General features: G+C 70.2%; 11 protein-coding genes. 6 read left to right on the forward strand and 5 right to left on the reverse strand.

The features are described from left to right. The first annotated feature begins 70 nt into the window (after nucleotides 1-70). Nucleotides 71-1,264, forward strand: a complete 1,194-nt coding sequence (locus tag ACTWQI_RS03625; protein WP_443267347.1) for a M6 family metalloprotease domain-containing protein — start codon at nucleotides 71-73, stop codon at nucleotides 1,262-1,264. Between the two features lie 64 nt (nucleotides 1,265-1,328). On the opposite strand, the gene ACTWQI_RS03630 is transcribed toward ACTWQI_RS03625, so the two are convergent. From ACTWQI_RS03630 to ACTWQI_RS03650, 5 genes are read right to left on the reverse strand one after another with little or no spacing between them, the layout of a single operon-like run. Next, nucleotides 1,329-2,309: an ABC transporter ATP-binding protein gene (locus ACTWQI_RS03630; protein ID WP_443267349.1), complete on the reverse strand. Its 981-nt coding sequence runs from the start codon at nucleotides 2,307-2,309 to the stop codon at nucleotides 1,329-1,331. Next, the gene (locus tag ACTWQI_RS03635; RefSeq protein ID WP_443267351.1) at nucleotides 2,306-3,334 is read right to left on the reverse strand and encodes an ABC transporter ATP-binding protein; all 1,029 of its coding nucleotides are present in this window, start codon (nucleotides 3,332-3,334) and stop codon (nucleotides 2,306-2,308) included. Before ACTWQI_RS03635 ends, ACTWQI_RS03630 begins: the two co-directional genes overlap by 4 nt. Beyond that, nucleotides 3,334-4,320 (reverse strand): ABC transporter permease, encoded by a 987-nt coding sequence (locus ACTWQI_RS03640; RefSeq protein ID WP_443267352.1) that lies wholly within the window; start codon nucleotides 4,318-4,320, stop codon nucleotides 3,334-3,336. Before ACTWQI_RS03640 ends, ACTWQI_RS03635 begins: the two co-directional genes overlap by 1 nt. Continuing rightward, a complete protein-coding gene (locus ACTWQI_RS03645) occupies nucleotides 4,317-5,261 on the reverse strand; it encodes an ABC transporter permease (RefSeq protein WP_443267354.1) in 945 nt (314 codons plus the stop codon). Before ACTWQI_RS03645 ends, ACTWQI_RS03640 begins: the two co-directional genes overlap by 4 nt. A 12-nt stretch (nucleotides 5,262-5,273) precedes the next feature. Beyond that, nucleotides 5,274-7,004, reverse strand: coding sequence for an ABC transporter substrate-binding protein (locus ACTWQI_RS03650; RefSeq protein WP_443267357.1), 1,731 nt, complete (start codon nucleotides 7,002-7,004; stop codon nucleotides 5,274-5,276). Between the two features lie 115 nt (nucleotides 7,005-7,119). Between ACTWQI_RS03650 and ACTWQI_RS03655 the strand changes: the two genes are divergently transcribed. The 5 genes from ACTWQI_RS03655 to ACTWQI_RS03675 all read left to right on the forward strand — a co-directional run bounded on the left by ACTWQI_RS03655 (nucleotide 7,120) and on the right by ACTWQI_RS03675 (nucleotide 11,403). Continuing rightward, entirely contained in the window at nucleotides 7,120-7,314 is a 195-nt protein-coding gene (locus ACTWQI_RS03655) for a hypothetical protein (protein WP_443267941.1), read from the forward strand. A 59-nt stretch (nucleotides 7,315-7,373) separates the two neighbouring features. Then, entirely contained in the window at nucleotides 7,374-8,522 is a 1,149-nt protein-coding gene (locus ACTWQI_RS03660; RefSeq protein WP_443267359.1) for an NAD(P)/FAD-dependent oxidoreductase, read from the forward strand. 51 nt (nucleotides 8,523-8,573) lie between these two features. Next, nucleotides 8,574-8,888: a (2Fe-2S)-binding protein gene (locus tag ACTWQI_RS03665; RefSeq protein WP_443267361.1), complete on the forward strand. Its 315-nt coding sequence runs from the start codon at nucleotides 8,574-8,576 to the stop codon at nucleotides 8,886-8,888. Then, nucleotides 8,869-10,374 carry an FAD-dependent oxidoreductase gene (locus ACTWQI_RS03670; protein ID WP_443267363.1) on the forward strand — a complete coding sequence of 502 codons (1,506 nt, stop codon included), beginning with the start codon at nucleotides 8,869-8,871 and terminating at the stop codon, nucleotides 10,372-10,374. Before ACTWQI_RS03665 ends, ACTWQI_RS03670 begins: the two co-directional genes overlap by 20 nt. A 120-nt stretch (nucleotides 10,375-10,494) precedes the next feature. Next, nucleotides 10,495-11,403, forward strand: a complete 909-nt coding sequence (locus ACTWQI_RS03675) for a dihydrodipicolinate synthase family protein (RefSeq protein WP_443267365.1) — start codon at nucleotides 10,495-10,497, stop codon at nucleotides 11,401-11,403. The last annotated feature ends 15 nt before the right edge of the window (nucleotides 11,404-11,418 follow it).

The raw sequence follows: 11,418 nt of genomic DNA on the forward strand, positions 1-11,418 counted from the left end.
CGGCAGAGTCGTGCAGGCATCAACCTCTATGTCAAATGTCACATGCCATTTGCCTGGAGGTTGTGAAGTCATGAGGCGAAAATTCATCTCCTCAAGGACGACGAAGCCCGCGATCGTGTCGGCCCTGCTTGCCGCCGTGCTCCTGCTGTTCCTCGGTACACCGCCCGCTCAGGCGGGTGACCCCGTCTCTTCGTGCAAGCTGTCCGGCACCACGGGCTGGACGGACGAAGGTCAGAACACCGACTACACCGTCTTCCAGCGGCCCACCGGAACGAAGAAGGTCGTCATGCTCTTCGTCGACTTCCCGGACGCGGCTGCCACCGAGACCACGTCAAGCGACGCCGCGCAGCTCACCCCGGTCGCGGACTGGCTTTGGAAGGCTTCGTACGGCAAGACATGGCTGTCCATCAGCCAGCACAACCACTGGCTGCGCATGCCGAAGAACTCCACCGAGTACGGATACGAGCGCGGTCTCACGCATGAGGAGCACGAGGCGTACATCAAGGACGCCGTGAACAAGGCGGACCCGCAGGTGGACTTCTCGCAGTACGACATGGTCTACGTCGTCGCGACCAAGAACGCGAAAGCCATCTCCTTCACCCCCACCTACGTCTACGAACCGGGCACGACCGGCATCCGCGCCGACAACACCACCGTCAAGTGGTCGGTCACCTTCGGCCAGGACATGTGGGACTTCGGCCCCAAGGTGGCGGCCCATGAGACGGGCCACACCTTCGGCCTGCCGGACCTGTACGCCTTCGACGCCGGCAGCGACATGCACCGCTTCGTCGGCGGCTGGGACGTGATGGGGTACGTCTCGGGCAAGGGGCCGCAGTTCTTCGCCTGGCACTCCTGGAAGCTGGGCTGGACCGCCGACGATCAGGTCCTCTGCCGGGCAACGGCGGGCAACGACACCGTGTATCTGAGCGCCGTCGAGTACGGCAGCTACAAGAAGATGGCCGTGGTCAAGACGAGCTCCACAACCGCGTACGTCGTCGAGTCCCGCAGGGCGGTCCACAACGACTCCGACGCCTGCTCGACAGGCGCGCTGGTCTACAAGGTGGACACATCCGTCAAGACCGGCGAGGGACCGATACGCGTGATGGACGCCAGGCCGGACGCCACCCCCGCGAGCGGCTGCCATGCGCTCGACGATGCGCCGTACTGGACCAACCAGTCGTTCACCGACAGCGCCGCAGGCGTGAAGATCGAGGTCACGGGCACCGACGGCTACGGGGAGACCGTCCGCGTCACCAAGTCGTGACGCACACGGTAGAACCCATGGTTGTGCCCTGGATCCCCCCTGTGGATCCAGGGCACAAACCGTTTCAGGCGGCCCCCGGGAAATGGCAGGCCACCTCCCGTGCCTCGCCCGGTGTCGCGATCCGCAACAGGGGCGCCTCGGTGCGGCAGATCTGCTGGGCCTTGGGGCAGCGGGGATGGAAGGTGCAGCCGGGCGGGGGCGCCGCCGGGCTCGGTGGGTCGCCGAGCAGGGTGATCCGCTCCCGGGTCCGCTCGGCTGCGGGGTCCGGCAGCGGTACGGCGGACAGCAGTGCCCGGGTGTAGGGGTGGGCGGGGGCCGCGTACACCCGTTCCTTGCGGCCGATTTCGACGATCCGGCCCAGGTACATCACGGCGACCCGGTCGCAGGCCCGCTTCACCACCGACAGGTCGTGGGCGATGAAGAGATAGGTGAGCGAGAGCTCCCGTTGCAGCCGCTGCATCAGATTGACGATCTGGGCCTGTACGGAGACGTCGAGGGCCGAGACCGGCTCGTCGGCGACGATCAGGCGGGGGCTGGTCGCCAGCGCACGGGCGATGCCGATGCGCTGTGCCTGGCCGCCGGAGAACTCGTGCGGATAGCGGTCGACGTGCTCGGGGATGAGCCCGACCAGCTCCATCAGCTCCGCGGCCCGCTTGCGGGCCTCCGCGACCGAAGCCCCCTGCACCAGGAGGGGGTCGGAGACGATCCGGGCCACGGTCTGGCGCGGGTTGAGGGAGGAGTGCGGATCCTGGAAGACCATCTGGAGGTCCCGGCGCAGGGGCCTGAGCTCACGCTGACCGAGGTGGCTGATGTCATGGCCGTCGTACGCGATGGACCCGGCGGTGGGCTCCAAGAGCCGTACGATCATGCGGCCGGTGGTGGACTTGCCACAGCCGGACTCCCCCACCAGGCCGAGGGTCTCCCCCGCGGCCACCTCGAAGCTGACGTCGTCGACGGCCCGCACCGGTGCCGCACGCCGCCGACGGCCCGGGAAGGTCATCGTCACGTTCCGTACGGAGAGCAGGGGCTCCGTGGTGGTGGTCATGGGGTGCCTCCGCGGGGCTGGATCTGGGTGGTGGCCGGTTGCAGGGGCAGATGGCAGGCCACCGCATGACCGTTCACGGCGGTGAGCCCGGGTCTGACCTCGGCGCAGCGCCTGCCTGCCTCCGCCCCGGCGGCCGCCGCCCGGCGGCAGCGCGGTGCGAAGGCGCACCCTGGTGTGGGGGTGAGGAGGGACGGGGGGCTGCCGGGGATGGCCCGCAGTGGTTCGTCGTCGGTGTCGTCCAGGCGGGGCAGGGAGTCGAGCAGTCCTCGGGTGTACGGATGGGCCGGTGCCGCGAACAGGTCGTCCACCGGGGCCTGTTCGGCCGCTCGGCCGCCGTACATCACCAGCACCTCATGGGCGACGCGGGCGACCACCCCGAGGTCGTGAGTGATCATGATGACGGCGAGTCCGCGCTCCTGCTGGAGACGTGCGATCAGCTCCAGGATCTGGGCCTGGACGGTGACATCGAGAGCGGTGGTCGGTTCGTCGGCGATGAGCAGTTCGGGCTCGCAGGCGAGGGCCATGGCGATCATCACGCGCTGCCGCATGCCTCCGGAGAACTGGTGCGGGTACTCCCCCGCCCGGCGCGCCGGTTCCGGGATGCCGACCTCGCCGAGCATGTCGACCGCCCGTTTGCGCGCCGCGGAGCGGCCGGATCCGAAGTGGACGCGGTGGTGTTCGGCGATCTGCTCGCCGACCGTGTAGTACGGGTGGAGGCTGGAGAGCGGATCCTGGAAGATCATCGCCATCCGGCGGCCACGCAGCCTGCTCAGCTCACTCTCAGCGAGCCCGGTCAGCTCCTGGCCGTCGAGGGTGAGGGAGCCGGTGACCTCCGCGCCCGTGTGGAGGCCCATGACGGCGAGGGAGGTGACGGACTTGCCCGAGCCGGACTCGCCGACGATGCCGAGGGTCCGGCCACGGTGCACGTCGAAGGAGAGGGAGTCGACGGCGCGTACCGGACCATCCTTCGTCGGGAACGTGACCGTCAAGTCCCTGACGGACAGGAGGGGTTCGGGACCGGTCATCAGAACCTCACTCGCGGGTCGACGACGGCGTACAGCAGGTCGACGGCCAGGTTGGCGACGACGATGAAGGTGGCGGCGAGGAGGGTGACGCCGAGGATGACCGGCTGGTCACCGGTGGAGAGCGCGCCGTAGAACAGTCGCCCGATGCCCGGCAGTCCGAAGATGGACTCGGTGATGACGGCGCCCGCGAGCAGCCCGCCCAGGTCCATGCCGAAGATGGTGAGGATCGGTGTCATACCGGACCGCAGCCCGTGCTTGACGACGACGGTGCGGCGCGGCAGGCCTTTGGCGCGGGCGGTGCGGATGAACGGCTCGACCATCGTCTCGATCATCGAACTGCGGCTCTGGCGGGCGTACATGGCCGCGTACAGGATGGCGAGCGCGAACCAGGGCAGCAGCAGGTTCGACGCCCAGTGGGCGGGGTCGTCGCCGAACGGTACGTACTGCGGATACGGGAGGAGACCGGCGACCCGGATCAGCCCGTAGATCAGCATCATCGAGGTGAAGTACACCGGCAGTGAGGCCGCTGCGACCGCGCCGACCATCACGACACGGTCGGTGAGGGTGTCCTTGCGCAGGGCGGCGGTGACTCCGGTGGTCAGGCCGAGCAGCAGCCAGAGCACGGCCGCGCCCAGCGCGAGCGACGCGGAGACCGGGAGGCGGTCCATCAGCAGGTCCCAGACGGCCTCGCTGTTCTCGTACGAGTAGCCGAAGCACGGGAAGTCGCAGTGCAGGCCGTACTGGCCGCTGCCCATGGTGCGGCCGGTGAAGATGCCGGTGACGAAGTCGGCGAACTGCCGCCACAGCGGTTGGTCGAGCCCCATGTGGGCCCGGATCGCCGCCAGGCGTTCGGCGCTGCACGACTTGCCGCAGGCCGCGGCCGCCGGGTCGGACGGCAGAACGTAGAAGATGGTGAAGGTGACGGCGGCGATGGCGATCAGGACGCCGATGACGCCGAGCAGCCTCCGGCCGATGTAGAGGGTCATGTGCGGCTTCCTCTCGGGTCGAGGATGTCGCGTAGCGCGTCGCCGAGCAGCGTGAACGCGAGCACCGTGAGGAAGAGGCAGGTGCTGGGGATGACGAAGTACATGGGGTCCGTGTCGTAGAAGGCGACGCTCTCGGCGATCATCTGGCCCCAGGACGGGGTGGGGGGACGAACGCCGACGCCGAGATAGCTCAACGCCGCCTCGGTGGCGATCATCCCGGGGATGATCAGGGTGGTGTAGGCGATGACCGGCCCGGAGACGCCGGGAAGGATGTCGCGGGTGAGGATCCGCCAGGCACCGGAACCGCTGACGCGGGCGGCGTCGACGTACTCGCGGTGCTTGAGCGAGAGGGCCTGACCCCGGACGACGCGGGCGATGCCGGGCCAGCCGAAGAGGCCGATGACGGCGGTCATCAGCAGGATCCGGTTGACGTCCTTCGCCACCGACATCATCGCGATCATGAAGATGAGGGAGGGGAAGGACATGGTGAGGTCCATCAGCCGGGAGAGCACGGCGTCGGTGCGGCCGCCGAAGTAGCCGGCCGCGATACCGGCCGCCGTGCCGACGATCACGACGATCGCGGTGGCGGCGAAGGCGATGAGCAGCGAGACCTGTGCGCCGTGCACGACGCGGGCGAACAGGTCGCGGCCGGTGACCGGTTCGACGCCGAGCCAGTGGTCGGCTGAGATGCCGCCGAGCGGACCGATCGGCTGGCCGCCGAGGTACGGATCGACGGCGGACTTGTCGAACTGCTCGGGTGACCAGCCGCCGAGCGCGCTCAGCAGCGGGGCACCCACCGCCATGAGCGCGAACAGCGCGACCACGACGAGGGAGATCTTCACCGAGGTGCGGCGGCGCAGCTCCCTGCGGGCGAGCTGCCAAGGGCTGCTGCCCGCAGGGGCCGCGGCGGCCACCGCTGCCGAAGGGATGAGGGAGGTCATGGCGAGTGGGCCTCAGCTCTGGCTCTTGGCGGGGTCCTTGAGCCCGACGGTGGCGTAGTCGAGTTGCCCGCCGAAGGAGGTCTGGCCGTACGCGCCGGCGATGTTGGTGCCGAGCACCAGCGGCCAGCGGCGCATCAGCACCGGGACGGCCGGGGCCTGCTGGAGGATCTCGCCGTCGAGCTGCTGCCAGGCCTTATCCGCCTCCTTGATGTCGGTCATCGCGGCGATCTCGTCCATCCGGTGCATGGTCGCCTTGTCGCGGAAGAGGGAGTGGTTGCCGGAGTTGCCCTTCTCCTTGATGTACCGGCCGTCGAAGACGAACGGCAGGAAGGTGGAGCCGGAGGGGTAGTCCGGGCACCAGCCGGTGTAGACCATGTCGGTGCGGTTCTTGGTGTCGCCGATGGTGGCGTAGAACGCGGACGGGTCGACGGTCTCGATGGTGACCTTGATGCCGACGCGGCTCAGGGACTGCTGGATCGCCTCGGCCCGTCCCTTGTCCCCGACCGATACGGTGATCTTGGTGGCGAAGCCGTCCGCCTTGCCCGCCTCCTTCAGCAGGCGCTTGGCCTTCTCGGCGTCACCCGTGGCGGGGATCTTCAGGGTGTCGGGCTGCTTGCCGTCGAAGAGGCTGGCCGGCATGTAGGCGGTGGACAGGTCGTTGAAGGCGGGGCCGCCGGAGGCCGTGAGGACGGCGTCCCGGTCGAGGGCGTACTGCACGGCCTGGCGGACCTTGACGTTGGTGAACGGTGCCCGGCCGGTGTGCATCTGGACCATGTCGGTGCAGTTGGTGGACTCGGCGAGCAGCCGCTTCTTCACCTCGGGGCGGGGCAGCACCTTGGCCGCGCTCTCGGGTCGCAGCGCGTACCAGGAGACGGCGGAGGCGTCCGCGCCCTGGCTGGCGATCATCCGGTCGTCGATCTGGTTGGGCTTCAGGCCCATCACCACGACCAGCTTGTCGGGGTAGGCCTCGCGCACCTCATCGGTTTCCGGGGACCAGTGGGTGTTGCGGACCAGGACGAGCTTCTTGCCTCGGGCGTACGACTCGATCTTGTAGGGGCCGGAGGAGAAGGGCCGGTTGTCGTACCGCGGGCCCTTGTCCTTGGCCTTCGGCACGGGCGCGAAGGTCGGCATGACGGTGGCGTTGGGGAACTCGGCGAACGGCTTGCGGAGGTGGAAGACGATCGTGCGGTCGTCCGGGGTCTTGATCGAGTCGAGGTGCTCGCCGTTCGCGGGGCCCTTGTAGCCCTTGGCGCCGGCCAGGTAGCGGGCAGCGTAGTCGGCGCCGCCGGGGAGGTCGGGTGAGAAGGAGCGCTCGACGTTGTACTTGATGTCCTTAGCGGTGACCGGTGTGCCGTCCTCGTACGTGATCCCCTTCTTGAGCTTGAAGGTCCAGGTCCTGGCGCCGTTGGAGGGGGTGCCGAGGTCGGTGGCGAGGTCGGGGACGAGCTCGCCGCCCGCGGTGCCGGGGGACGCCTTGTAGGTCACGAGGGTGCGGTAGATCAGCCGGGTCCCGAACAGCATGTCGCTCACGACCCAGTTCCGGGCCGGGTCGAGGTGGGTGAAGTCCTGTTGGGACAGCACCGTCAGGGTGCCGCCCTTCTTCGGGACGCCGCCGACCACATGTCCCTCGACGGCAGCGGCCGGGTTCTTGCCCGCGCCCGGCTGCTTTCCACCGGAACATCCAGCCGCTCCGAGTGCGAGGGTCGCGGCGAGCGCGACGGCGGTACAGGTGCGCTTGTTCATGGGTCACTCCGTGCTCAGTGGAACAGCCGAGCGGCTGAGATGTGAGATCCGTAACATAGTAATGTGACATTGCACTCTACAAGACATCGGAGCTCGGCGTTACGTACCCGTATCCATGGAGGAGCGCCGCATCGCGGCAGCCGGAGCCCACGCCTGCGTACTGCACTGGATACGCAACGATCGCCGCTGGACGCCGGTGAGTTGCTGCTGCTGGACGCGGGCGCGCCTCTACGGCGGGCTGTTGTCGGCGGCCTTGCCGCGCACGCCGGATGCCGTCGAGGCACGGATGGGTGCACTGCTCGACAGCTGATCAGCTGCTGGGCGGGGTGGCGCCTTGCTATGAGGAGTGCAATGTGAAATATTACTGCCGTGCCCACGAGAAGCTCTGCGGAACTCATCGTCGTCGGTGCGGGGGTGGTCGGTGCCGCGTGCGCCTACTACGCCGCCCGCGCCGGTCTCTCCGTCACCGTGATCGACCGTGGTCCCGTCGCAGGCGGGACCACGGGGGCCGGAGAGGGGAACCTGCTGGTCTCCGACAAGGAGCCGGGCCCCGAACTCGACCTGGCCCTGCTCTCCACGCAGTTGTGGCGGGAGCTGGCCGCACTGCTCCCTCCCCGGATCGAGTACGAGGCGAAGGGCGGCCTGGTCGTCGCCTCGGACGCGGCGAGGATGCGCGCCCTGCGGAACTTCGCCGCAGCGCAGCAGCAGGCGGGCGTCAAGGCGGAGGAGATTCCCGCGGACCGGCTGCGGGACTTCGAACCTCACCTCGCCCCCGAGCTGGCGGGCGGCTTTCGCTACCCCCAGGACGCCCAGGTCCAACCCGCACTCGCCGCCGCCCATCTGTTGCGCGCCTCCGGCGCCCGCCTCCGCCTCGGCGAGGAGGTCACCGAGGTCCTCACCGGCGCGAACGGTGAGGTGCGGGGCGTACGGACACCGGCCGGCGACATCCATGCCCCTTACGTCGTGAACGCGGCCGGCGCCTGGGCCAGCGAACTGGCCCGCCTCGCCGGCGTATACCTGCCCGTCCTCCCCCGCCGCGGCTTCGTCCTGGTCACCGAACCGCTGCCGCGCGTGGTGCGCCACAAGGTGTACGCGGCGGACTATGTCGCCGACGTGGCGAGCGGCTCGGCCACGCTGCAGACCTCGGCCGTGGTCGAGGGCACGCCGGCGGGTCCGGTCCTGATCGGCGCCAGCCGCGAGCGGGTCGGCTTCGACCGGAGGCTGTCGGTGGCGGTGATCCGGCGTCTGGCGGCCCAGGCCACGGCGCTGTTCCCGGTGCTGGCCGGGGTGCGGGCGATGCGGACGTACGCGGGTTTCCGCCCGTATCTGCCCGACCATCTGCCCGCGATCGGCCCCGATCCGGATGTCCCCGGGCTGTTGCACGCCTGCGGCCACGAGGGCGCGGGGATCGGGCTCGCCCCGGCTACCGGGCTGCTCATCGCCCAGCTGACGTCGGGCGGTGAACTGCCGCTCAATGTCGCCCCGTTCAGCCCAGGCCGCTTCATGATCACGTCCTGACCCCGAAGCGCGCTCTTCATGTCTCACGAGTCCCATGAGAGGAGGCCCGCCGTGGCCCGTACCCCCGCCGAACTGGTCGGCGCGCAGTCCGTCCCGCCGTTCGAGATCACCGTCGACGACCGTACGGTGACCGCCCTGCCCGGGCAGTCGATCGCCGCCGCGCTGTGGGGCGCGGGCATCCTCGCCTGGCGCACCACGCGCGTCGGCGGCCGCCCGCGCGGCGCCTTCTGCGGCATCGGACAGTGCTACGACTGCCTCGCCACGGTCAACGGCGAACCCAACCGCAGGGCCTGCCTGGTCCCCGCCCGCCCCGGCGACGTGATCACCACCCAGGAAGGACACGGCCATGCCGGACTCGGCGTCTGAACCGTACGACCTCGCCGTGATCGGTGCCGGCTGCGCCGGTCTGGCAGGTGCCGTCGCGGCCGCCGAACTCGGCCTGTCAGTCGCCCTGCTGGATGGCTCCGGGCAGGTCGGCGGGCAGTTCTACCGGCACCCGGCCCCGGACCTGGGAGCCGCGCGGCCGCAGGCCCTGCACCACGACTGGTCCTCCTTCGCCGAGCTGCGCAGCCGCCTGGAGGCGAGCAGCGTGGACCACCTCGCCGCTCACCACGTCTGGGCGGTGACGCGCGAGAGCGACAACCTGTGGGCGGTGCACACCGTCACCGGAGCCGATGGCAACGGGGAACGACCGGTGCGGGTGCGAGCCCGGGCGGTCCTGCTCGCGACCGGCGCGTACGAGCGGCAACTGCCCTTCGACGGGTGGACCCTGCCGGGTGTCGTCGGCGCCGGGGGTGCCCAGGCGATGCTCAAGTCCGGGCTGGTGCTGCCCGGCAGGCGGATCGTCGTCGCGGGCAGCGGGCCGCTGCTGCTCGCCGTCGCCTCCTCACTGGCCGCAGCCGGTGCGCGCGTGCCCGCAGTGGTCGAGGCGGGCGGATATCTCGGCTACGCCCGTCATCCGCGCGCCCTTGCCGCCAACCCGCACAAGGCGGTTGAGGCGCTGGTCCACGGCGCGGCACTGCTGCGTCGCCGGGTGCGGCTGCGTACGCGCAGTGCAGTGACGCAGGTGCACGGCTCAGACCGAGTGGAGGCTGTGACAGTCTCCCGGCTGGACCGGGACTGGCGGCCCGTACCGGGGACGGGCCGCCGGATCCCTTGTGACGCACTGGCCGTGGGGCACGGACTGGTTCCGCAGATCGAGCTGGCCACGGCGCTCGGCTGCGCGACCCGGCGTACCCCCGACGGGACGGACGCCCTCGCCCTGGACGACCTCCAGGAGACCTCGGTGCCCGGCATCTGGGCGGCAGGTGAGACCGGCGGTGTCGGCGGCACCCAACTCGCCCAGGTGGAAGGGGAACTGGCGGGCATCGCGGTGGCCGCCCGGCTGAGCGAGCAGCCCGAGCTCCTCGGCAGCGGCTACTTCCTGGGCCTCCGGGGCCGCCGTGCCCGCATGCGTGCCTTCGCCGACGCCATGGCCACCGCCCACGCGCCCGGCCCTGGCTGGACCGACTGGCTCGGCGACGGAACGGACGTCTGCCGCTGCGAGGAAGTGAGTGCGGGCCGCATCCGCGAGGCGGTCGCCGACTACGGCGCCCGCGATGCGCGCACCGTCAAGCTCCTCACCCGAGCGGGCATGGGCTGGTGCCAGGGCCGAATGTGCGGGGCGGCCGTGGCCTGCCTCGCGGCGGGCGCGGACGGCGGGGGCGCACCGCCGCCGGCCGAGCGCCGGCCATTCTCCGTGCCCGTCCGGCTCGCGACGCTGGCCTCGCTCGATGAGCCCGGCGGATCCGCAGGCGGGCCCGAGGACGAATCTCTGAGCGGATTCGAGGGCGCCGGTGGGCAGTCTTCGTAACAGAAGCAACGCAATCGACCGGCGCGGCAACTGACCATTGCACTGACCAGTGCGGCACCACTTGTGGGTTCCGCGCAGCGAAGAATAAAATGTCACACACCACAGAAGGGCTCTGACGGTATGACCGCCACCACCTGGACCACCGACCGTCCCTGGCGCGGGATCATGGTCGCCACCGCGCTCCCCCTCCGCGATGACCTCTCGGTCGACTACGACGCCTATGCCGAGCACGTCCGCTGGCTCATCGACAACGGGTGCGACGGGGTCGTGCCGAACGGCTCCCTGGGCGAGTACCAGACCCTCACCGACGAGGAGCGCGCCCGCGTGGTCCGTACCGCCGTCGAGGCGGCCGGCGACGGAGCGCGCGTGATGCCCGGAGTCGCCGCGTACGGCAGCGGCGAGGCCCGCCGCTGGGCCGAGCAGGCCGCCGAGGCGGGTTGCGGCTCCGTGCTGCTGCTGCCGCCGAACGCCTTCCGCGCGGGCGAGGCTGCCGTACGCGCCCACTACGCCGAGGTGGCGAAGGCCGGAGTGCCCGTCGTCGCGTACAACAACCCGATCGACACCAAGGTCGATCTGAGCCCGGCCCTGCTCGCCCAGCTCCACGCCGAGGGGCACGCGGTCGCGGTCAAGGAGTTCACGGGTGATGTCCGCCGCGCCTACGAGATCGCCGAACTCGCCCCGGAGCTCGATCTGCTCATCGGGGCGGACGATGTCCTCGTGGAGCTCGCCGTCGCCGGTGCCGTCGGCTGGATCGCCGGATACCCGAACGCCTTCCCCGCCACCTGCGCCGAGCTCTACCACGCCGCCGTCGACGGAGATCTCCAGAGCGCACTGCCGCTCTACCGGTCGCTGCACTCGCTGCTGCGTTGGGACTCCAAGATCGAGTTCGTCCAGGCCATCAAGCTGTCCATGGACATCGTCGGCCGCCGCGGCGGCCCCACCCGCCCGCCGCGCGTGCCGCTCACCGGAGAGATCGAGGCCGCGGTGCGGGCCGCCACCGAAAAGGCCGTCGCCGACGGCCATCACTGACCGCTGAAGGGGACG

It is taken from the genome of Streptomyces sp. KR80, assembly GCF_052245555.1.
Taxonomy (GTDB): Bacteria; Actinomycetota; Actinomycetes; order Streptomycetales; family Streptomycetaceae; genus Streptomyces.